23 protein-coding genes are annotated in these 21,915 nt (G+C 66.6%); 11 read left to right on the top strand and 12 right to left on the bottom strand.

Translation table 11 applies throughout. The annotated features are described in order from the left end of the window. Positions 1-19 precede the first annotated feature (19 nt). From dxs to ACRCUN_RS14050, 3 genes are all read right to left on the bottom strand, one after another. Positions 20-1,933, bottom strand: a complete 1,914-nt coding sequence (gene dxs, locus ACRCUN_RS14060) for a 1-deoxy-D-xylulose-5-phosphate synthase (RefSeq protein WP_462142245.1) — start codon at positions 1,931-1,933, stop codon at positions 20-22. Between the two features lie 28 nt (positions 1,934-1,961). Beyond that, positions 1,962-3,254, bottom strand: coding sequence for a Na+/H+ antiporter NhaA (nhaA, locus tag ACRCUN_RS14055; protein WP_462142244.1), 1,293 nt, complete (start codon positions 3,252-3,254; stop codon positions 1,962-1,964). A gap of 66 nt (positions 3,255-3,320) precedes the next feature. Next, positions 3,321-3,947, bottom strand: a complete 627-nt coding sequence (locus ACRCUN_RS14050) for a TetR/AcrR family transcriptional regulator (RefSeq protein ID WP_462142243.1) — start codon at positions 3,945-3,947, stop codon at positions 3,321-3,323. A gap of 73 nt (positions 3,948-4,020) precedes the next feature. Between ACRCUN_RS14050 and ACRCUN_RS14045 the strand changes: the two genes are divergently transcribed. Then, entirely contained in the window at positions 4,021-5,247 is a 1,227-nt protein-coding gene (locus ACRCUN_RS14045) for an FAD-dependent oxidoreductase (RefSeq protein WP_462142242.1), read from the top strand. A gap of 121 nt (positions 5,248-5,368) precedes the next feature. Beyond that, a complete protein-coding gene (locus ACRCUN_RS14040) occupies positions 5,369-6,448 on the top strand; it encodes a GGDEF domain-containing protein (RefSeq protein WP_462142241.1) in 1,080 nt (359 codons plus the stop codon). A 9-nt stretch (positions 6,449-6,457) separates the two neighbouring features. On the opposite strand, the gene ACRCUN_RS14035 is transcribed toward ACRCUN_RS14040, so the two are convergent. Continuing rightward, entirely contained in the window at positions 6,458-7,624 is a 1,167-nt protein-coding gene (locus tag ACRCUN_RS14035) for a CdaR family transcriptional regulator (RefSeq protein WP_462142240.1), read from the bottom strand. A 133-nt stretch (positions 7,625-7,757) separates the two neighbouring features. Here ACRCUN_RS14035 and ACRCUN_RS14030 point away from each other — a divergent pair, with 133 nt between their 5' ends. The 3 genes from ACRCUN_RS14030 to ACRCUN_RS14020 are packed head-to-tail and all read left to right on the top strand — an operon-like array spanning position 7,758 to position 10,608. Next, entirely contained in the window at positions 7,758-9,182 is a 1,425-nt protein-coding gene (locus ACRCUN_RS14030; RefSeq protein ID WP_462142239.1) for a sodium:solute symporter family protein, read from the top strand. After that, a complete protein-coding gene (locus tag ACRCUN_RS14025) occupies positions 9,179-9,331 on the top strand; it encodes a hypothetical protein (protein ID WP_462142238.1) in 153 nt (50 codons plus the stop codon). The genes ACRCUN_RS14030 and ACRCUN_RS14025 overlap by 4 nt, the downstream gene beginning before the upstream one ends. Then, positions 9,328-10,608 carry a D-amino acid dehydrogenase gene (locus ACRCUN_RS14020; RefSeq protein WP_462142237.1) on the top strand — a complete coding sequence of 427 codons (1,281 nt, stop codon included), beginning with the start codon at positions 9,328-9,330 and terminating at the stop codon, positions 10,606-10,608. Before ACRCUN_RS14025 ends, ACRCUN_RS14020 begins: the two co-directional genes overlap by 4 nt. Here ACRCUN_RS14020 and ACRCUN_RS14015 read toward each other — a convergent pair. Together ACRCUN_RS14015 and ACRCUN_RS14010 are read right to left on the bottom strand one after the other, a co-directional pair. Continuing rightward, positions 10,605-11,798, bottom strand: a complete 1,194-nt coding sequence (locus ACRCUN_RS14015) for a class I SAM-dependent RNA methyltransferase (protein WP_462142236.1) — start codon at positions 11,796-11,798, stop codon at positions 10,605-10,607. The two genes, ACRCUN_RS14020 and ACRCUN_RS14015, sit on opposite strands and share 4 nt — an antisense overlap. Continuing rightward, positions 11,795-13,792 (bottom strand): APC family permease, encoded by a 1,998-nt coding sequence (locus tag ACRCUN_RS14010; protein WP_462142235.1) that lies wholly within the window; start codon positions 13,790-13,792, stop codon positions 11,795-11,797. Before ACRCUN_RS14010 ends, ACRCUN_RS14015 begins: the two co-directional genes overlap by 4 nt. A gap of 108 nt (positions 13,793-13,900) precedes the next feature. Between ACRCUN_RS14010 and ACRCUN_RS14005 the strand changes: the two genes are divergently transcribed. After that, positions 13,901-14,575 (top strand): potassium channel family protein, encoded by a 675-nt coding sequence (locus tag ACRCUN_RS14005; protein WP_462142234.1) that lies wholly within the window; start codon positions 13,901-13,903, stop codon positions 14,573-14,575. Between the two features lie 34 nt (positions 14,576-14,609). Beyond that, the gene (locus ACRCUN_RS14000; protein ID WP_462142233.1) at positions 14,610-15,278 is read left to right on the top strand and encodes a potassium channel family protein; all 669 of its coding nucleotides are present in this window, start codon (positions 14,610-14,612) and stop codon (positions 15,276-15,278) included. A 6-nt stretch (positions 15,279-15,284) separates the two neighbouring features. Here ACRCUN_RS14000 and ACRCUN_RS13995 read toward each other — a convergent pair whose 3' ends face one another. After that, on the bottom strand, positions 15,285-15,878 hold the full coding sequence (locus ACRCUN_RS13995) for a DUF3159 domain-containing protein (protein ID WP_462142367.1): 594 nt from the start codon (positions 15,876-15,878) through the stop codon (positions 15,285-15,287). A gap of 104 nt (positions 15,879-15,982) precedes the next feature. After that, positions 15,983-16,354, bottom strand: a complete 372-nt coding sequence (locus ACRCUN_RS13990) for an OB-fold nucleic acid binding domain-containing protein (RefSeq protein ID WP_067851241.1) — start codon at positions 16,352-16,354, stop codon at positions 15,983-15,985. 135 nt (positions 16,355-16,489) lie between these two features. On the opposite strand from ACRCUN_RS13990, the gene ACRCUN_RS13985 reads away from it, so the two are divergent. Then, the gene (locus ACRCUN_RS13985; protein ID WP_462142232.1) at positions 16,490-17,188 is read left to right on the top strand and encodes a thioesterase domain-containing protein; all 699 of its coding nucleotides are present in this window, start codon (positions 16,490-16,492) and stop codon (positions 17,186-17,188) included. Positions 17,189-17,194: 6 nt separating this feature from the next. Here ACRCUN_RS13985 and ACRCUN_RS13980 read toward each other — a convergent pair whose 3' ends face one another. Continuing rightward, a complete protein-coding gene (locus ACRCUN_RS13980; protein WP_462142231.1) occupies positions 17,195-17,962 on the bottom strand; it encodes a DUF3710 domain-containing protein in 768 nt (255 codons plus the stop codon). Further along, positions 17,962-18,426, bottom strand: a complete 465-nt coding sequence (gene dut / locus ACRCUN_RS13975) for a dUTP diphosphatase (RefSeq protein WP_462142230.1) — start codon at positions 18,424-18,426, stop codon at positions 17,962-17,964. The genes ACRCUN_RS13980 and dut overlap by 1 nt, the downstream gene beginning before the upstream one ends. 25 nt (positions 18,427-18,451) lie before the next feature. On the opposite strand from dut, the gene ACRCUN_RS13970 reads away from it, so the two are divergent. Beyond that, on the top strand, positions 18,452-18,931 hold the full coding sequence (locus tag ACRCUN_RS13970; RefSeq protein ID WP_462142229.1) for a DUF3093 domain-containing protein: 480 nt from the start codon (positions 18,452-18,454) through the stop codon (positions 18,929-18,931). A 59-nt stretch (positions 18,932-18,990) separates the two neighbouring features. Here ACRCUN_RS13970 and ACRCUN_RS13965 read toward each other — a convergent pair whose 3' ends face one another. Beyond that, a complete protein-coding gene (locus ACRCUN_RS13965) occupies positions 18,991-19,293 on the bottom strand; it encodes a DUF4193 domain-containing protein (RefSeq protein WP_067851231.1) in 303 nt (100 codons plus the stop codon). A 165-nt stretch (positions 19,294-19,458) separates the two neighbouring features. On the opposite strand from ACRCUN_RS13965, the gene cei reads away from it, so the two are divergent. After that, positions 19,459-20,109: an envelope integrity protein Cei gene (gene cei, locus ACRCUN_RS13960; protein ID WP_462142228.1), complete on the top strand. Its 651-nt coding sequence runs from the start codon at positions 19,459-19,461 to the stop codon at positions 20,107-20,109. Here the strand turns inward: cei and ACRCUN_RS13955 are convergent. Continuing rightward, positions 20,083-20,919, bottom strand: coding sequence for an inositol monophosphatase family protein (locus ACRCUN_RS13955; protein ID WP_462142227.1), 837 nt, complete (start codon positions 20,917-20,919; stop codon positions 20,083-20,085). The two genes, cei and ACRCUN_RS13955, sit on opposite strands and share 27 nt — an antisense overlap. Before the next feature lie 159 nt (positions 20,920-21,078). Here ACRCUN_RS13955 and ppgK point away from each other — a divergent pair, with 159 nt between their 5' ends. Further along, positions 21,079-21,888 carry a polyphosphate--glucose phosphotransferase gene (gene ppgK / locus ACRCUN_RS13950; RefSeq protein WP_462142226.1) on the top strand — a complete coding sequence of 270 codons (810 nt, stop codon included), beginning with the start codon at positions 21,079-21,081 and terminating at the stop codon, positions 21,886-21,888. Positions 21,889-21,915: the final 27 nt, after the last annotated feature.

Genomic DNA, 21,915 nt, shown 5'->3' with positions numbered 1-21,915 from the left:
GGCCGGTCAGTGCTCGCGTCTAGTCAAGACGATTGCTGACTTCGTCCTCGGCCACCGGTGCGCCGATCGCGGCCACCCAGCCGGTGATCTGGCGGGCGATGTGCCGATCCGTGAGGCCGACCTCGGCAAGCACCTCACCCCGTGAGGCATGGTCCTGGAACTCCTGCGGCAGACCCAGGTCTCGGCACGGCACGTCGATCTCGGCGTGGCGCAACGCAGCAGACACCGACGAGCCGATTCCGCCGTGCACGCCGTTGTCCTCGATTGTGACGACGAGCTTGTGTGCGCGCGCCAACTCGGCGATGGCGTCGGGAACCGGCAACACCCACCGCGGGTCCACCACGGTCACGCCGATGCCTTGATTACGCAGCAGCTCGGCAACTGCCAGCGCCATTTTCGCGAACGACCCGACCGCGACCAGCAGCACATCGTCGGTCAGCCCGCCCGCGGGGACGGCGAGCACATCGACTCCCCCACGGCGTTCGACGGCCGGGATGTCTTCGCCGACATCACCTTTCGGGAACCGGACGGCCGTCGGACCGTCGTTCACGGCCAGCGCCTCGCCGAGTTCTTCACGCAGCCGGGAGCCGTCCCGGGGCGCGGCGACCCGGATGCCCGGAACGATCCCGAGTACCGACAGATCCCACATGCCGTTGTGGCTGGCCCCATCGGGGCCGGTGACGCCGGAGCGGTCGAGCACCAGGGTGACCGGCAGTTTGTGCAGCGCGACGTCCATGAGGAGCTGATCGAAGGCACGGTTGAGGAACGTCGAGTAGATGGCCACCACCGGATGCAGCCCGCCCATGGCGAGGCCGGCCGCTGACGTCATGGCGTGCTGCTCGGCGATGCCCACGTCGAAGAACCGGTCCGGGTATTTCTCGCGGAACGCGCTCAGCCCCGTCGGCCCCGGCATCGCCGCGGTGATCGCCACGATGTCGCGACGCTTGGCCGCGGTCTTGATCAGTTCCTCGGAGAACACCGAGGTCCAGCCGAGCTTGGCCGCCTTGGTGGGCAGCCCGGTCTCCGGGTCGATGATGCCGCACGCGTGCATCTGGTCGGCTTCGTCGTTCTCGGCCGGCGGATAGCCCATGCCCTTGCGCGTGACCACATGCACGATCACCGGTGCGTTGAAACCCCTGGCGTGGCGCAGCGCGTTCTCGACGGCGTGCTCGTCGTGGCCGTCGATGGGCCCGACGTACTTCAGGCCCAGATCGGTGAACATCACCTGGGGGGCGATCGCGTCCTTGATACCGGCCTTGATGCTGTGCATGCACTGGTAGCAGAACTCGCCGACGACGGGCAGGCCGCGCACGGCCTTGCGGCCCTCCTCCAGCAGCCGCTCGTAGCCCGGCTGCAGCCGGAGGCCGGCGAGGTGGTCGGCGAACCCGCCGATGGTCGGTGCGTAGCTGCGGCCGTTGTCATTGACGACGATGACGACGGGGCGGCCCGCCGCGGCGATGTTGTTGAGCGCCTCCCAGCACATACCGCCGGTGAGGGCGCCGTCGCCGACGACGGCAACCACGTGGCGGTTGCGATGTCCGGTCAGCTCGAAGGCCTTGGCCAGCCCGTCGGCGTAGGACAAGGCGGCGCTGGCATGACTGGATTCCACCCAGTCGTGCTCGCTCTCGGCACGCGAGGGATAGCCGGAAAGGCCGTCCTTCATCCGCAGCGTGTCGAAATCCTGTCTGCGCCCGGTCAGCATCTTGTGCACGTAGGCCTGATGCCCGGTGTCGAAGATGATCGGATCGTGTGGCGAATCGAACACTCGGTGTAACGCCAGCGTGAGTTCGACGACGCCCAGATTCGGGCCGAGATGCCCACCGGTTGCAGCGACCTTGTGGATCAGGAACTGACGGATCTCCTGCGCCAATGCACTTAGCTGTGATTGCGACAGGTGCTGCAGATCTGCGGGGCCGCGGACCTGTTCAAGCATCCCGTCAGTCTACGCACGGATCCCGGAGTCAGTCCTGCCGAGGCTGGTAGACGTCGGGCACTCCGTCGCTGTCGGCGTCGGTGGTCTCCAGAATGTGGATGCGCCGGTAAACCACATTGCGCGAGATCAACACGACCGCGGCCAGCAGACCGGCAACCACTGACCCGGTGAGCACCGCAATTTTGACGTCGGCGTCGGCAACCGGGCTTTCTTCGAACGCAAGTTCGCCGATCAACAGCGACACCGTGAAGCCGATCCCGGCGAGCAATGAGACGCCGAACACATCACGCCAGGCCAGGTCCTCGTCGAGGTTCGCGTGAGTGAATCTGGCCAGCAGGTAGGTCGTGCAGAAGATGCCGATGGGTTTGCCGAGCACCAAGCCGGCGATCACGCCGAGCGTCAGCGGATGTGTGAGCGCGGTAGCGAATCCGGACAAGCCACCGACGGTTACCCCCGCAGCGAAGAATGCGAACACCGGGACGGCGACCCCGGCCGAGAGCGGCCGCAGCCGATGTTCGAAGCGTTCGGCGGCGGCGTGGCGGCCCAGCACCGGCACGGTGAAGCCGAGCAGCACCCCCGCGACCGTGGCGTGCACGCCACTCGCGTGCACGAGCGCCCACGCCACCACCGCGAGCGGGACCAGGATCCACCACTGCCGGTGACCGCGTTGCACGGCGAGACCGAACAGCGCGATCGGTACGAGCGCCGCGAGCAACGGGCCGGGCGCCAGGTGATCGGTGTAGAAGACCGCGATGACGATGATCGCCAGCAGATCATCGACGACCGCCAAGGTCAGCAGGAAGATCCGCAGTGCCGACGGCAGGTGGCTGGACAGGACGGCGAGCACCGCGAGCGCGAAGGCGATGTCCGTGGCGATCGGCACGGCCCAGCCGTCGAGGTTCTCCGGCTGGCCCGCGAACAAGTTGATTCCGATGAAGATCGCCGCGGGCGCCGCCATGCCGCCGACCGCGGCGGCGATGGGCAGCGCCGCACGCGCGGGGTCGCGCAGATCCCCCGCGACGAACTCGCGTTTCAGCTCAACACCCACGACGAAGAAGAAAATGGCCAACAACCCGTCGGCCGCCCAGGCCGAAATGCTCAGGTTCAGGTGCAGCGATTCCGGACCGATGACGAACGCCGACATCCGGTCATACGCCGAAGACCAGGGCGAGTTCGCCCACACCAGCGCGGCCCCCGCCGCGGCGAGGAGTAGTGCACCGCCGACGGTTTCAGCGCGCAGCAGCTCCGAGATGCGTTGCCACTCGGGCCACGACGAGCGTGCGAGCAACCGGGGACGGCTGCGGTCAGGTGGACTGGTCATGGCGGGCTCCCGTGGACAGCATGCAATGGCGCCGACCAGGCTTCCCGGCACACCTCTGCGATCACGCTAACAGCTGGACGCCTCGAGTACGCGCCTGACGGTGGCGAACTGCGCGGCCGCGAGCCGATCGAAATCCTCGCCGACGACCTCGTCGAAATGGGTCACCGTCCACTCGTCGAAAACCTGGAGGATGCGCAGGACGACGGTGCACTGCAACGCTTCTGGCAAATCATCGCGCACCGCACCGCAGCGTCGGCCGACCCGCAGCATCTCCTCGATCCAGTGCCGCACGGCGGCCAGCATGCCCGCCGAGGCGGTGCCATCGCCGCCGGGCGCGTCGCCGTAGACCATCCGGCCGAGCGTCAGCGCCGACTCCTCCCGCTGTGACACCGAGACGAGGTCGGTGAAAAAGCCCTCCACCCGTGGCCAGAAGTTCGGGCCGCAAAATTCGCCGGGATCTGGGATCTCCATGGTATTCGCGATATCCGCGATCAATTCGGCCATGACGTATTCGAATAATTCGTCCTTGGATTCGATGACGTAATAGAACGAGCTCTTGCTCATGCCACATCTGGCGATGATGCGGTTCAACGACGCCTCGCGGAAGCCCGCGGAAGCGAACTCTGCCGCTGCTACATCGACCAAACGGCGGCGCCGCTCGGCAGGCATCCGATTCAGCCGGCCACTGTGCACCACCACATCTTAGACTGGACCACCCGGTTCACAGAATGGTAGCGTCGCGCCTGGACGATTCGAGAGGAATTCCGTGTTCACCTCCACCACACTCGAAAAGCAGTACCTCTCGACCGCCCGGGACAAGCTCAGAATTCTCATCGTCGGAGCGGGCATCGCGGGGCTCACCGCCGCAGGCTTGCTACGCCGAGCCGGTCATCATCCGGTGCTCATCGAGCGCGCATCGGACGGCATACCGCCGGGATACATGCTGGCGCTGATGCCGATCGCGGACGCCGCCCTCGACGACCTCGGCGCACGTGCCGCCTACCGCGGCGCGAGCGTGCCGTTCGACGACTACGGGATGCGCGCGCACACCGGCCGGCTTGTGCGCGTCGACTCGATGAGCCGCGTACTCGGAAGCTACGGAGACTATCGGGGCATCTCCCGCGGCGCCTTGATCGACGTGCTCAGCGGCACCGGGTGCGCGGTCTCCTTGGACTCCACCGTCCTGGCGTTGACCGAGACGGACTCGGCCGTGCACGTGACCATCGCCGAATCAGGCGAGTCCCGCCGATTCGAGTTCGATCTCGTCATCATCGCCGACGGCATCCGTTCCCAAACCCGTGAACTCGTGCTGGCGGGCCGCCCGGTCGAGGTTGTCGACACGCAGTGGGGCGGCTGGGTGGCCTGGGCGCCAGAGCAGTCCGTTCCGCCCTCGCGCGGTGAAGAACTCTGGGGTGCAGGGCGTTTCGCGGGCTTGTACCCGGTCGCCGGAGCAGTCGGGGTGTTCCTGGGCGGCCCCCGGTCAGACACCGACGCAGGCCCGGCCGCGTTCGTCAGCGAATTCCGCAAGTCGCTCAAGGTCACCGCCCCACCGATCGATGCCGCTCTCGACGCCGTCCTGGCCGAACGCGACCCCTATTTCTGGTCGCTGACCGACTGCCGCTCCCCCGTCTGGACGACGGGGCGCACGGTGTTGCTCGGCGACGCTGCCGCAGGATTCCTACCGACCGCGGGAATCGGCGCGGGCATGGCGATGGAATCGGCGTGGGTGTTGTGCCGGATGCTGAACAGCACCGACGGTCGCCGGCTCACCGACGTGCTCGGCGCATACGAGAGCACACAACGCCCGCGGGTCGAAGCAGCCCAGGACAACTCTCGCCAGTTGGCCAGACTCATGTTTCGGCGCAGCCGCGGACTCGCCGTGCTGCGCGAGGTCGCAATGCGGATCGTGAGCGTCGATATCGCACTCAAACCGATCCAGCGGCTGGTGGCTGAGCAGCCCAAACCTGACGAGGTGGCGGCGTCGCTGCGTTGATTTACCGACGCGAAAAATTCGGCGCCTACGAAATCGGTTGGACGGCGCCAAAAGGGCAATAAACCGATCGCGTCGTGATTACGTAGGGTGTACTACGAAATCGATTACTCCGGGGTGCGGATTGAGTCCTTTCGACAACTACTACGCGCGTACTGCCCTGCTTGCCGCGCAGGGCCAGCGCACCCGGATGCGTCACATCGTGGCGGTGACGATCATCAGCTTGGGCGTCGTCCCGCTGTTACTGCTCGGCACGCCGGCCGGCCCGCGGGGCGTGGGGCGCTACCTCGAGATCGGGGTGAGCGCCTGCGGACTGCTGATGGCCTGGTGGTGGTGGCGCAGGCAGTGGCCGAGTCGGAATCAATCCTGGCTCGTGGTGTCGATCGGCACGACGGGCATCGCGGTCATCTGCATCCTGATGGCCGATCCGGTGGTCGGCTTGCTCGGCACCGCGGCGTTCAGCCTGATCACCACCTATGCGGCGTTCTTGCACAGCAGACGCGTGCTGATCCTGACGTGGTTGGCCTCGGGCATCGTCGTCGCCTATCTCGCCGTTCGGGTCGCGATGACCGACGTCTGGCTGGGCCTGTGCGGCGCAGTGGCGTCCATGCTCGTCATCGTCACGACGTCGGCGATGTGCCGGATGGCCGTCGGGCTGATCGACCACGACAATGTTCAGCACCCCGACGAGATCGATCCGCTGACGGGCCTGCTCAACCGGGAAGCGTTCGACATCCACGCGGCCACGATGCTCGGCTCGCACAGCCGCCACGACGACCAGTACGTCGTCATCCTCGCGGTCGGCATCGATGACATGTCGCTTCTGAGCGATATGGACGGCACGCACAGTACGTTGCATGCGCGCGTCGCCGTCGGGCAGGCGATGCGGGAGACCGTGCGCCACCGGGTCCCGTTGGCGCACGTCTCCGACAGCGAATTCCTCATCGCTGACGTCTTCAAGACGAATGACCCTTCGCCGCTGGTGAACCGGATCAGGATTGCGATCAGCACCACACCCATGCGGCTGACCGCGAGCATCGGGACCGCGTGCAGCCCGTTGCGGCCGTTGACCGAACTTCCCGCCGAACAGGTCGTCGACGCGCTCGTCGACCTCGCTGTGCGCGCGATGAACCAGTCCAGGGCCGCGGGCGGTAACCAGACCACCTACGCCCACTACCCGACACCGACACCCAACCAGGACTGAACCAGCGCGTCACAGCCGCGTGGTGTTCGCGCCCCGGCCGAGTTGGTCCATCATGCATGTCACGTAAAGCGCCACCGCCAGACCCGATTCGTCGAGCGATCGGCCGAGCAGTCGCGCCACCCGGTCCAGTCGGTAGATCAGTGTGTTGCGGTGCACGTGCATGCCCGCGGCCGCTCTGGTGATGTTGAACGCGCTGTCGCCCCACGCGATCAGCGTCGCGCGCAGGGTCGGCCATTCCCGGTCGTGCCGCAGCGGGCGCAGGACGCTCTCCGTCAATCGCGTGCGCGAATCGATCGGCACCACCGAAAGCGCCTGCTGCAGCCGGAAATGCTCGATCTGACGAACCGCCTGTTGCCCGCCCACCACGGAACCGAGCTGCATCGCGTCGAAGGCGTCGCGGGCCGAAACATTCAACTCCTCAACGCCAGAAGCCGCGGACCCGATCGCCACCCGCGCGCTCAGCTGCTGTGTGCGCGTCACCGCGACAAGTTCCTCGCAGCGCTCAAGCACCGATCGGTCGCCACTGTCGGAATCGTCTGGTGCCGCGACGGCGATCACCGTGCCCGCGAGCGGTGCGATGAGGTCGGCGGCCGTGTTGAACACCGCCTCGGTGTGCCGCATCAGCTGGTCGGAATCGTGTTCGTACCGCGAACCGTCGGAGTCTTCGAGTGCCGCCAGCACTATTCGGCGGGGCAGTGTCAGATCATGACCGAGAGTTCTTGCCCGTCGCAGTAATTGGGCCACCGGCACGCGAGAGTGATGCCACTCGCACACTTCCCGCAACAACTCGGTCACGGCGCGTTCGCGGGTGACTCGGGAACCGATCCGCGCCGCCTCCTGCATGAGGATCTCGGTCTGCCGTTTGACCACGAGGCCGAATCGTTCGACCTCCTCGGGCGGTCCGGAGAGCCCGACCGTCCCCACCACCACGTCATCGATGACGAGCGGGGTGGTGACCCCGGGCAGCGTACCGACCAGGTTCTGGACGTCCGCGCTGGAATGGGTCATCGTTCGGCGGCTTCGAATGACCTCGACCGACGCCTCATGGAACTGGCCGATACGCGACGTATCGCCGCTACCGACCACGATCCCCGATTCGTCGGAGATCATCACGTTGTAACCGATCACGTCGGTGATCTCGTTGGCGATCTGTTGCGCCAGCGCTTGGCCGAGCACGTGACCCCCTACCCCTTGCACTAGGCAATACGCCTAAGTGATCCTCCAGAATTAACGACAGTTTAGGCACTTTGCCTAGAGACGTGGGTCACGTTTGCTCCATACGATGATGCGAATTCGGCAAGGAGTTCACATGACACCTCTCGACTGGGCTTTGCTCGCAGGCTATTTCGCCCTTCTGATCGTGATCGGGCTGCAGACCATGAGGCGGATCAAGAATCCCGACGATTTCGCGGTCGCCGGCAACCGGATCGTCTGGCCGGTCTTTTTCGGCAGCCTCGCCGCGGCGTTCCTCGGCGGCGGCGCATCGATCGGCGTCGCCGGGGCGACGATGCGCGACGGATACGTCTACATGTTCGCGTTCTGCGCGTTCGGAATTCAGACGGTACTCGTCGGGCTGTTCATCGCCCCTCGGCTGAAGAACTACCGCGGCGCGCACACCCTGGGCGACGTGATGGACGAGCATTACGGCAAAGCGGCCAGGGTGGTCACCGGAATCCTGTCCCTGGCGTTGTGTTCGGGAATCCTCGGCGCCCAGGCCCTGGCGATCGGGACTGTCGTCAACGCGACGCTCGACGTCCCGACCGGCCCCGCGGTGATCATCGGAATGGGCATCGTGGTGTTGTACTCGTCTTTCGGCGGTGCCTGGGCGGTGATTCAGACCGACATGCTGCAGTTCGTCTTCCTGGGCGTGTTCCTGCCGGTAGCCCTCCTGATCGGGCTGGACGCGGTAGGCGGCCCGGCGTCGCTGTTGAGCCAGGTGCCCTCCGACCACCTGACACTGCTCGGCGACTACACCCCGTTGAAGTTCCTCACCCTGTTCGTGGCGTTACTACTGGGCGAGACCCTGGTACCGCCGTACGCGCAACGCACGTTCTCCACGCCCAATTCGCGCCACGCCAAGATCGGCTACACCATGGCGGGATTCTTCTCGTTCTACTTCTACTTCACCGCAGCCTCGATCGGGCTGATCGCGCTCGTGCTCTACCCCGACATCAAGACCGACGAAGCGCTCCCGACCGTGGTGATGCAACTGATGCCGGTCGGCATCCTGGGATTGGTGATCGCGGCGCTGCTGGCCGTCGTGATGTCCACCGCGAGTTCCTATCTGAATTCCACGGCCGTTGTCCTGACCAAGGACGTCTACCAGCCGATGCGCGTCGACCCCTTGCCACCCAAACGGCGCCTGACGGTCGAACGCACCACGAGCGTCATAGTCGGCGCCGCGGCAACGACTTTCGCGCTGAGTGTGCCGTCCATCGTCGACGCGCTGCTCTACAGCTACGCGCTGTGGGCGCCCACGATCATCGTGCCGTTGTTCGGTGCGGTTCTGTTCGGAATCCGTTCCGCACCAGCCGCTTTGTCGGCGATCGCCGCGGGCGCCATCGTGACCGCGGTATGGCAGTGGGGGCTCGACGCCCCGTTCGGGCTCGACGACGGTCTGATCCCCGGCGTTCTGGCCAATCTCATCGTCTACATCGCCGTCGCGGCGGCAACCGCCAATCGCTACCCGCGCCGGCACCAACCGACCCTGGTCACACAAGGAGAACTTGCATGATGCTCAACCTGCTCTTCTACGGCATACCCGTTCTGGTCATCATCGTGACCCTGTGGGTGGGATTTCTCGGCTGGCGCTTCTATGTTCAGGAAGTGCTGCGCGACAACGGTTCTGAGCAAGTTTCAGTCGAAGGAGGACGTTCGAGGTGAAGGTAGCTGTCATCGGGGCAGGAGTGGTGGGCGTGGCGACCGCGCACGCGCTGGCCGAGCGCGGGCACGAGGTGCACGTCTACGATCGGCGGCCGGAAGTAGCCACCGACACCTCGGCGAGCACTGGGGGCCTGATCGCACCGGGACACTCGTACACGTGGGCGTCGCCGAGTGCGCCGACGATGCTGCTGCACTCCTTGATGGGCCAGGAGACGTCGATCAGAGTCAGGCGCGCCGACACCGCCCTGGCCCGATGGGGGCTCCGGTTCCTCCGCGAGTGCACGCCGTCGCGGTCACGCACCAACACCCTCGCGAAATTCGAACTCGCGCGCTACAGCCAACGACTGCTCGACGAGATCGCCCATCGCGAAGGACTGGAGTTCAGCCAGACCGACAAGGGCGTGCTCTATCTGTACCGAAGCGAAGCCGAGTTCGCCGATGCGGTGAGCAGATCGGCGCTGCTACGTGACCAGGGGCGTCAGCAGGAGGCACTCGGCTCCGAGCAGATCGCCGTCGTCGAACCGGCGTTGCGCCACGCAGCAGGTCAGTTCGCCGGAGCGATCCACGACACCTCCGACGGCACCGGAGACCCGCACCGGTTCGCCACCGCGCTGGCGGCAGCCGCCCGCGGGCTCGGCGTCGAATTCCACCTTTCCACCGCGATCGACGGCCTGACCACCGACGGGTCGACCATCAACGGCATGCGGACGGCCGATGGTGTGGTCCGCTCGGACGCCGTTGTGCTGGCCGCCGGATCGGCCAGCCCACTGCTGGCCCGCGGCATCGGCGTATACCTGCCGGTGTACCCGGCCAAGGGCTACAGCGTGACCGCGACGATCAAAGATCCAGACCGGGCACCGGCCCTCGGCGGCATCGACGAGCGGTACATGGTGGCGTGGTCACCGTTCGGAAGTGAGCTGCGGATGTCGGCGACCGCGGAGTTCGTCGGATACGACCGCAGCGCCGCGCCCGCGGATTTCGCCCGCATCCTCGCCGCGGGCGACCGACTGTTCCCTGGTGCGATCGACTGGGCCGGCGCACATCACCGAACCGGCCTGCGTCCGGTCACGCCGGACGGCCCCCCGCTGATCGGCCTGGGCCGTCACGACAACCTGTTCTACAACACCGGGCACGGAAACGTCGGCTGGACCATGGCCTGTGGATCGGCCCGGATGCTCGCCGACCTCATGGACGGCAAGCGGCCCGACATCGATCCCACGCCCTACAGCCCGATTCTGCGCCGCAGGCACCCGTCGTATCAGCGTGCCCACGACTAGCGCGTCAGCACCGCGATGCACTCCACGTGGTGGGTGAGCGGGAACGAGTCGAACACCCGGATCTCCTCGACGCCGTAGCCGTGTCCGAGGTAGAGCCCGACGTCGCGGGCGAATGACGCAGCCTCGCAACCGATGTGGATGATCCGGGGTACACCGGCGCCGGCCAGCAGATCGATCACCTCACGCCCGGCCCCGGTCCTCGGCGGGTCGAGCACCGCAACGTCGGCCGGCCGGTTTTGCCCGGACAGTGCCCGACGCACCGAATCCGTGACCACCGACACCCACGGCAGGTCGGTCAGCGCGGCGCGGGCCGAGCGCGACGCGCCGCGCGAGGTGTCGACCGTGACCACGTGCCCGCTCTCCCCCACGCGTTCGGCCAACGCCGCAGCGAAGACCCCGGCTCCGCCGTACAGGTCCCACGCGGTCATGCCGGGTTGCAGCTGCGCCCAGCCCGCCACGAGCTCGCTGTAGAGCGCCGCGGCGTCGCGGTGCGCCTGCCAGAACGCCGTCACCGGGACTCGCCATACGCGATGTCCGATCCGCTGCACGGCCTCGTAATCGCCGTCTACCACCCGCGTCGGACTCTTGCGGCCGTTCTTGGGCCCCGACTGCACTACGTGCCGGACACCATCGGAATCCAGGGCGATGTGCAGTTGCGCACCGCCGGCCCAGCGGGCGTCGGCCAGACCCGACACCAAACCGTCCGGCAACTGCGCACAGCCGAGATCGGTGACGAGCTCGGCGCTGTGATAGCGGTGAAAACCGGGCCGCCCGTCAGGCGTGGTGTCCAGCCGCACCCTGGTGCGCCATCCGGTCGCCCCCGACGCACCGACGGGTTCGGCGCTGGCGGCATCCTCGTCGCGCCAATGGAACCCGCCCAGCCGCTCCAATTGGTTGGCGACGACGGCACCCTTGAGCCGGCGGGTGGCCGCCGGATCGGCGAACGCCAGGTCGCAGCAACCGGCGCCGTCGGCACCGGCGATCGGGCAGAGCGAGGCGACACGATCCGGCGATGGCTCGATGACTTCGACAACCTCTGCGCGCCAAAAGGATCCGCGCTCGTCGACGACACGCACGCGCACGGTCTCACCGGGCAGCGCATAGCGGACGAATACCACGCGGCCCTCGTGGCGGGCCACGCAACTGCCACCGTTGGCCGCGGGACCGGTGGTAAGGGTCAGTTCGTTCACTCCAGGAATCCCCTGCGAGCATCCCCCGGTGCCGATTGCGGCTGCAGCGCTTTGAGCCGCTCCGACGAATTGAGCTGCCATGGAACAGATGTCACCATGACGTTCGGCATGAACAGCAGGCGGCCCTTGAGCCGCAGCGCACTCTGGTTGTGCAGGACCTGCTCCCACCAATGCCCGACGACGTATTCGGGGATGAACACCGTGACCACGGTTCGTGGCGACTCCTTGGTGACCCGCTTGACGTAATCGAGTACGGGTCGGGTGATCTCGCGGTACGGCGAGGCGATGACCTTGAGCGGCACACTGATATCGCTGTCCTCCCACTGATGCACCAGCGCACGGGTCTCGGCGTCGTCGACGCTGACCGTGATCGCCTCGAGCACATCGGGCCGGGTGGCACGCGCGTAGGCCAGTGCCCGCTTGGTCGGCAGGTGCAGCTTCGACACCAACACCACCGCGTGGTTGCGGCTCGGCAACACGATGTCGCCTTCTTCGTTCTCGTCCTGCGCATCGAGTTCGCGGGCCACGGTGTCGTAGTGCTTGTGGATGGCCTTCATCAAGACGAACAGCGCCGTCATCGCCAGGATCGCGATCCAAGCCCCGGCGAGGAACTTCGTCACCACAACCACGACCAGCACCGCACCGGTGGCGGTGAGACCGATGGCATTGATGATCCGCGAACGCATCATGTGCCTGCGGACCGCGGGATCGGTTTCGGTGCGCAGGAGTCGGGTCCAGTGCCGCACCATGCCGATCTGGCTGAGGGTGAACGACACGAACACTCCGACGATGTAGAGCTGGATCAGTGCGGTGACCTCGGCGCGGAATGCCACGACGAACGCGATCGCGGCGAATGCCAGGAACAGGATGCCGTTGGAGAACGCCAACCGGTCACCACGGGTGTGCAGCTGGCGCGGCAGAAACCGGTCCTGCGCGAGAATCGAGCCCAGCACCGGGAACCCGTTGAACGCGGTGTTGGCCGCCAGCACCAGGATCAGCGCGGTGACACCGGCGATGAGGTAAAGGCCGATCGGGAAATTGTGAAACACCGCGTCGGCGAGCTGGGCGATGAGCGTCTTCTGGTGATAATCGGCAGGCGCTCCGACCAACTGCTCATGCGGACGTTCGGCCATCTGCACGCCGGTCGCCCTGGCCAGCATGATGATGCCCATGAACAGCGTGACCGAGATCAGACCGAGCAGAAGCAGCGTGGTGGCAGCGTTACGCGACTTGGGCTTGCGGAATGCCGGCACACCGTTGCTGATCGCCTCAACGCCGGTGAGCGCGGCCGATCCGGACGAGAATGCCCGGGCCACCAGGAATACCAGCGCGAAACCGAGCACCTCGCCGTGTTCGGCGTGCATCTCGAAGCCGGCCGACTCCGCGCGCAGCGGGTGGTCGAGCACATAGATCTGGAACAGACCCCAGCCCAGCATGATGAACATGCCGAACATGAATGCGTAGGTGGGGATCGCGAATGCGGTGCCGGATTCCCGGATTCCGCGCAGGTTGATCGATGCCAGCAGCAGTATCGCGACGACGGCGAAAATCACCTTGTGCTGAGCCACGAACGGCACGGCCGAGCCGATGTTGGACATGGCCGACGACATCGACACCGCGACCGTGAGCACGTAGTCCACGAGCAGAGCGCTGGCCACCGTCAAGCCGGCTGTCGGGCCCAGGTTGGTCGTCACGACCTCGTAGTCACCGCCACCAGATGGGTAGGCGTGCACGTTCTGCCGATAACTCGCGATCACGATGAGCATGACCCCGGCGACCGCAAGGCCGATCCACGGCGACATCGAGTACGCCGTCAGCCCGGCCACCGAGAGCACCAGGAAGATCTCCTCCGGTGCATAGGCGACCGATGAGAGCGCGTCGGAGGCGAACACCGGCAGCGCGATCCGCTTGGGCAGCAGTGTGTGGGACAGCTTGTCGCTGCGGAACGGCCGTCCCAGGACCAACCGGCGCGCTGCCGTCGAAAGCTTGGACACGAGTGCCAAGAGTAAGCCCGAAGGCGAACGGGTGTCAGAAAGCTGTAGCGTTCGTCAGTGCACGGGTTGAGATAGCTTGATCTTTCTGCTGCCGGAAAGGACCGTCTGGTGCGTGTAGTTGTCATGGGATGTGGCCGGGTCGGCGCGTCCCTCGCCGACAGCCTGGCCAGAATTGGCCACGACGTCGCCATCATCGACCGGGACAGCACTGCGTTTCACCGGTTGTCCCCCGAGTTCCCGGGCGAGCGGATCCTGGGCATGGGGTTCGATCGCGATGTGCTGCTGCGCGCCGGGATCGAAGAGGCAGGCGCATTTGCCGCGGTGTCATCCGGCGACAACTCGAACATCATCTCGGCGCGGGTCGCGCGGGAGACCTTCGGCGTCGAGCGTGTCGTGGCGCGCATCTACGACGCCAAACGTGCGGCCGTCTACGAGCGACTCGGTATCCCGACCGTGGCGACCGTGCCGTGGACCACCGACCGCCTGCTCAACGTGCTGACCAAAGAGACCGAGACGACTAAATGGCGTGATCCTTCTGGCAGCGTCGGTGTCGCCGAGCTTCCGCTGCACGAGAACTGGGCGGGGCGGCGCGTGACCGACCTCGAGGCGGCCACCGGCGGGCGCGTGGCGTTCATGATCCGGTTCGGCAGCGGTCATCTGCCCGACGCGAAAACCGTCATCCAGGCCGGCGATCAGGTCTACGTCGCAGCCGTCGCCGGTCACATCGCCGAAGCACTGGCCATCGCGGCACTGCCGCCGAGCGAAGACCTGGAGTCCGAATGATGCGCGCGGCCGACGAACGTGAGGAGTGGCCCCGATGAAGGTCGCGATCGCCGGGGCCGGGGCTGTCGGCCGCTCCATCGCCCGCGAGCTCCTCGAGAGCAACCATGAGGTGACGCTGCTCGAACGCAACCTCGACCACATCGATGTCGACGCGATCCCGGCCGCGCACTGGCGGCTCGGTGACGCGTGCGAGCTTACGATGCTGGAGTCGGTGCGGCTCGAAGAGTTCGACGTCGTGATCGCCGCCACAGGCGACGACAAGGTCAACGTGGTCGTGAGTCTGTTGGCCAAGACCGAGTTCGCGGTGCCGCGGGTCGTGGCGCGAGTCAACGACCCACGCAACGAATGGCTGTTCGACGAGAACTGGGGCGTCGACGTCGCCGTGTCCACGCCGCGGATGCTGGCCTCACTCGTGGAAGAGGCAGTCGCCGTAGGCGATCTGGTGCGGCTCATGGAATTCCGCAAGGGCCAGGCCAACCTCGTCGAGATCACGCTGCCCGACGACACCCCGTGGGGCGGCAAACCCGTCAAACGGCTGGAGTTGCCGCGCGACGCGGCCCTGGTGACGATCCTGCGTGGCGCGCGGGTGATCGTGCCGGAATCCGACGAACCGCTCGAGGGCGGCGACGAACTGCTGTTCGTGGCGGCCACCGAGGTGGAAGACCAGCTGCGGGAACTGTTGCTGCGCCCGGCGTCACGCTGAGGCCACTCAGTCGGCCGTTTGAGCCGCCTGGTGTGCGTGCAGGGCACGCTGCGCGGTGCGGATGGCCAGATACGTCACCAACGCAGCGACCGCCGTCAGCGGCCAGCCCATCGCGATCCGGGCGAAGCCAAGCCAACCCGTCTCATCGGCGTCGTAGAGGTACTCCTGCACCAGGAACCGCGACGCGAACACCAGCACCCAGGTGATGGTGGCGATGTCGAACGCCAGCACCGCCTTGCGGACGTCGCGCCAGCCCCGGTCGTGCGAATTGACCCAGCCCCACACATAACCGACCGCCGGCCTGCGGATCAGGACCGAGACTGCGAACACCACCGCCCACAGCAGCGACGTCCAGATGCCAAGGAGGAAATAGCCTTTCGACTCCCCCACCATGTAGGCGATCAGCGCGCTGATCCCCACCGCGAAAAATCCGGATATCGCGGGCTGCACCGATTCCCGGCGGATGAGCCGCCAGATCAGGATGAGGGTCGCCACACCGAGAGCGGCTCCGATGGCGGGCATGAGCCCGAACGCCGATGACACCGGCACGAATACGACCACCGGCAGTGTGGAGTAGATCAGGCCGCTGATGCCGCCCATCTGGTCGAGGATCGCCCGACCACCGCTGTTCGGCTGGGCTGACGCCAACTCCGGCTCGCTCGTTGGGCCTGGGGGTGCGTTGCCTGGGCCGCTTTCGGCCTGGCTCACTTCTGAATTTCGTAGTGCGGGTTGTAGATCGCTTTCGTACCGTTCTCCAACTTGCCGACGCGGCCGTGCACCCGCAGGGTGCGGCCAGACTCGATACCCGGGATGCGGCGCTGTCCCAGCCACACCAGCATCACCGTGTCCGTCCCGTCGAACAGTTCGGCTTTGACGCCGCCAGAACAGCCTTTGCCGTTACATTCGACACTGCGCAGGGTCCCGACCATCGTCACTTCCTGGCCGCGCTGGCAATTGATCGCCTTCTGCGCGCCGGTGTTGGCCGCTTCGTCGCTGAGCTCTTCAACATCGAGCTGCTCGGGGTCCTCCGTCAGGCGTCGCGTCAGCCGGCGCAGATACCCTTCGGCCGTAGCCATGGTCCTCTCCTGACCTTTCGCGGATCCACCGTGGATCCACCCAACCAACGCCACGGTAGACCTCTTATTCCCCGAATGCCACGCGGGGTGTGTGTCGGCACGCCGGTAATTTGACGAGGCGGGCACGATCATGTGATGAGCGTCATTCTGCGTGGTGTCACAACAGTTCTACTTCCCGGAACCGGATCCGACGACGACTACGTCTACCGGGCGTTTTCGGCTGCGCTGCATGGCGTCAACGCGATGGTGGTGACGCCACCGCCGCAGCCAGGCCGGCTCGTCGCGGGGTACCTGGACGCGCTCGACGATGCGGCGCGGTCCGGTCCGATCGCCGTGGGCGGAGTGTCCATCGGCGCGGTGGTGGCCACCCGATGGGCACTCGACCATCCCAGCCGTGCCGTGGGGGTGCTGGCCGCCCTGCCACCCTGGATGGGTTCTCCGCAGAACGCGCCCGCGGCGTTGCTGGCGCGCCAGTCCGCCCATTTACTGCGCCGAGAGGGGCTTGCGGCGACCGTCGCGCAGATGCGTGAGTCCAGTCCGGCTTGGCTGGCCGACGAACTGACCCGCTCGTGGGTGGGTCAATGGCCGGCATTGCCTGAGGCCATGGACGAGGCCGCCGGTTACGACGCCCCAAGCTGTGCCGAGTTGGAACGGCTCACCGTGCCGATGGGTGTGGCGGTGGCCACCGACGACCCGGTGCACCCGGCCGAGGTCGGGTTCGAATGGGTAGCCGCCGCGCCACGTGCGGCGTTGCGCACCGTCACACTGGCGGAGATGGGCGTGAACACCGGCGTTCTGGGTGCGGCCTGCCTCGCCGCCCTCCAGGAGGCCTGAAGAAGCCTATCCCCCGGTGATGGTGCGGAGCTGCTGCATTGCCGACCCCTGCGCGCTGCGCCGGGCCGCCGGCTCGGCCGGCGGCTGGTCCTGAGGTGTCTGCTGCTGCCCCTGCTGTTGCGCCGCGGCCTGGGCGGCCGCCCGCAGCTGGGCAGCCATCGGCTCCGGCAGTTGCACCTGCAACGGCGTACGCACCGGCATGGGCGTGTCGCCACGCCGGATCACGGTGTCCGCCAAGGACGCCCGAGCCTCTTCGGCGAGCGCGTCGATGGTTTCGGGCGAACCGTTGACGACGCAGCGCACCATCCACCGATAACCGTCGACGCCGATGAACCGGACCACGCCGCCATTGCCGGCGCCGACCACCTCACGGCCCCACGGGCCGTCCTGGATTGCCACCGACGCGGCGTCTTTCCGCAGTGAATCGGCAAGTTCGCCGGCGACCTCCCGCCACAGACCCGCACTCTTCGGTGCGGCATAGGCCGCGATGGTGAACCGGCCGTTGGGCGTCACGACCCACACCGCGCTCGGTGCGCCGGCCTCATTGAGTTCGACCTGGACCTGACCGCCGTCGGGCATCGGGATCAGGACGGATCCCAGGTCGAGCCGGCCTTGTGCCGCGACCGCCGCGTCGTCGAAGTCTTCGATGTCGAACGGGCCGTCGAAATCCTCGTCAGTCTCATCCGTCACAGCAGGCTCGATTCGTTCGTTGGCGGGCGTTTCGCTGCCGTTGTCGCTCGCCGGTTCGTTGCTCTTGCGTTTTCCGAATGCCATCACAAACTCGCATGTCCGCCGGAGGAACCGTGGCCACCGTCGCCACGGGAGGTGTCGGCCAAACCGGCCTCGTCGAACGAGGTGACCTCGACCAGGTCCGGAAGTTCCACCCGCTGCACCAGCAACTGGGCGATCCGGTCGCCACGATTCACCACGATCGGGGTCTCCGGATCGAGGTTGATGAGCGAAACCTTAATCTCACCGCGGTAGCCGGCGTCGATCGTTCCCGGACTGTTGACGATCGAAAGGCCAACGCGCGCAGCCAAACCCGAGCGAGGATGCACGAGCCCGACCATGCCGTGCGGAATCGCAACCGCAACCCCGGTGGGCACGAGCGCCCGCTGCCCGGGGGCCAGTTCGACATCCTGCGCGCTGTAGAGGTCGACGCCCGCGTCGCCATCGTGCGCCCGACTGGGCATCGGGAGTTCGCGATCCAATCGGACGACCGCCAGAGAGTTGGACACGACGTCACAGATTACTCTGAGCCGCGTGTCAGACACGCGCGCAACCACCCAAACCGTGCGCTATCGCGAGCGGTTGTGGGTGCCTTGGTGGTGGACGCTGCCCGCAGCAGTCCTGGCAGGAGTGATTGCCCTCGAGGTCGGCATGGGCGTGTCGGGTATCCCGAAATGGGTGCCCTACGCGGTGTTGTTCCCCGTCGCGGCGGCCGTCCTGATGTGGTTCAGCAAGACCGAACTGCGGGTGGTGAGCCGACCGGGCGGCGACACCGAAGTGTGGGTGGGGGCAGCACACCTGCCCACCAGTGTTATATCGCGAAGCGCTGAGGTACCGCGGTCGGCCAAATCCGCCGCGCTCGGCCGGCAGTTGGATCCCGCTGCCTACGTCGTGCACCGGGCCTGGGTCGGCCCGATGGTTCTGCTCGTTCTCGACGATCCGGATGACCCCACCCCGTACTGGTTGGTCAGCACCAGACACCCGGATCGGTTGCTCGCGGCGCTCCGCGGCTGAGCCGCGAATCTAACTGCAGCGGCTGAGCCGCGAATCTAACTGCAGCGGCTGAGCAGCCCTCAGGCCGCGCAGTCGGTGCAGATCATCACACCGTTCTTCTCACTGGCCAGCCGGCTCCGGTGATGCACCAGGAAGCAGCTGGAGCAGGTGAATTCGTCGGCCTGCTTCGGCACGACCCGAACCGAGAGTTCCTCGCCGGACAGGTCTGCACCCGGCAACTCGAATGACTCGGCAGTTTCGGACTCGTCGACGTCCACCACGGCGGACTGCGCCTCGTTGCGCCGCGCTTTGAGCTCTTCCAGCGAGTCCTCGGAAACGTCGTCGGTCTCAGTGCGCCGCGGGGCGTCGTAGTCGGTAGCCATCGTCTGTGTCCCCTCCCTTACCTTGCAGCAGAGCTTTGTACCAGCGTCGAACGCATTCCCCAAATGATTCGTGCCCGTATTGCCACACGTTTCAGTGTGATTTACATCACACTACGTCCTGAGCTCTGACGCCGCACCAGGCGAGCGTGGCCTTAGAGTGCAGAGGTGGTCTCGCAAATCACCGAAGGCACCGCGTTCGACCGGCACGGTCGACCGTTCCGTCGGCGCAACTTTGTCCCCAGCATCGTGTTGCTCGTCGCACTTGCGGTGGTGACCCTGATGGTCTGGATCATCGCGCTCAACCAGCCGGCCGACGTCCAGCAGGCCACGGTGTGCAACGCCCCACCGCCGGCGACGGATCCGGCAACCCCGAAACTCGGCCAGCAGGTGACCGGCTCCGACATGATCGAGGTCACGCCCGCGCCGCTCGCCGACACCAAGATCAGGGTGCTCAATGCCAGCGGCCAGGGCGGGCAGGCGGGCGAGATCGCCGGCCAATTGCGCGACCTGGGCTTTGCCCAGCCCGAGGCCGCCAACGACGCCATCTACTCCAGCGCCCGGCTGGAATGCCAGGGCCAGATCCGGTTCGGCCCGAACGGGCGCGCCGCAGCCGCGGCCGTCTGGCTCGTGGCACCGTGCACCGAGCTGTTTCAGGACGAAAGGCCGGACCCCACAGTCGATTTGGCGCTGGGCACGGAGTTCACCGAGCTGAGCAGCAGCGACGACATCAACGCCGTACTGGCCAGCCTTCGGCCCGATGCCACCGCGCCCGCCGACTCCGAGCTGTTGTCAAAGATCCATACCGGCGTCTGCTAGAGCGGCGCGCAGCGCATCCGCGACCCCCGGCGCGCACGCCCCGAGGCGGCCAGGGCCCGAGCCCGTCGGCAGCCACACCGTGGCTCCGGCCTCCGCCGCGATCAGCGCCCCCGCTGCCCAGTCCCAGACGTTGACGCCCTCCTCGTAGTAGGCATCCAGCTGGCCCGCGGCCACCATGCAGAGGTCGAGGGCACAGGATCCGAACCGGCGCATGTCGCGTACAACCGGCAGAATCTCGGCCAGCACCCGCGCCTGCCGCCTGCGCTGGTCGGCGACGTACGAGAAGCCCGTGCCGACCAGCGTCATCGACAGATCGTCGGCCACGCTGCACCGCAGCGGCGTCCTGGTCTCGCCCTTCCGCACGTGAGCGCCATGACCCAACGCCGCGGAGAACACCTCACCGGCGGCCACGTTCGCGACCGCGCCCGCCACCGACCGGCCGTCGCGCTGGACGGCGATCGACACCGAGTACGCCGGGATCCCGTAGACGAAGTTCACCGTGCCGTCGATCGGGTCGATCACCCAACTAACGCCGTCCCGGCCGTCCTGCTCGCCGCCTTCCTCCTCGCCGAGCACGTGTTCGCCCGGGCGCAGCACCGCCAGCCGCTCGCGCAGCCACCGTTCGGTCTCGGTGTCGACGACGGTCACCGGGTCGGTGGGTGTGCTCTTCGAACGAATCGGCTTCTCGGGCGAACCCGACGCGGCACCGAACACCTCGCCACGACGGCGTCGGACAAAATCTGCGGCTTCGGTTGCCAACTGCTCGGCAACGTCACGCAGGTGGGCTGAGTCGGCACTGTTTTCAGTCACCGCACTATCGCAACACGTTTGCGCCGAAAAGTCGCTCGCCGGGATGCGAGACCGCCAGCGTGAGCGTTCATGAACAACTAGGGTGAGGCGCGTCGCCCCGGTTCGTCCCCCAGCCCGTCAACCAGCCACGCAATTGCCTGTCCCACAAAGGAGCATCCAATGACTGCACCCGAGTCAACCGCGGCTGATCCGACCGCCGACGGCAGCACCGGGCGTCGCGGATTCGGTGTCGACGTCGGCGGTAGCGGTGTCAAGGGCGGCATCGTGGACCTCGATACCGGGCAATTGATCGGTGAGCGGTTCAAGCTCGAGACACCGCAGCCGGCAACCCCGGAAGCCGTCACGAAAACCGTCGCGGCCGTCGTCCGCGAGTTCGGCTGGACCGGCGAACTCGGTGTCACCTATCCGGGTGTGGTGACCGACGGGATCGTCCGGACGGCGGCCAACGTCGACAAGGGCTGGATCGGGGTGAACGCGGCAGAAATCATCGGCAAGGCGCTCGACGGGCAGCAGGTGACCGTACTCAACGACGCCGACGCGGCCGGTCTTGCCGAGGAGAAGTACGGCGCAGGCAAGGACAACACGGGCGTCATCGTGCTGCTCACGTTCGGCACCGGTATCGGATCGGCGGTGATCCACAACGGTGTTCTGTTGCCCAACACCGAATTTGGCCACCTTGAAGTCGGCGGCAAGGAGGCCGAGCACCGGGCGGCCTCCTCGGTCAAGGAGCGCAAGGACTGGAGTTACGAGCGCTGGAGCGAAGAGGTGACCAAGGTCCTCATCGCCATCGAGAACGCGATTTGGCCGGACCTGTTCATCGCGGGCGGTGGCATCAGCCGCAAGGCCGACAAGTGGCTGCCCCTGCTGAAGAACCGGACGCCGGTGGTGGCCGCGGCGCTGCAGAACACCGCCGGCATCGTCGGTGCCGCCATGGCATCGGCTGTCGACGTCACGGCTACCGCGCAGTAGCAACGGTCCGGACGGCTGGCCGACGTG

Source organism: Mycobacterium venezuelense (genome assembly GCF_054919535.1).
This window is presented reverse-complemented; position numbering and strand designations above follow the sequence as displayed.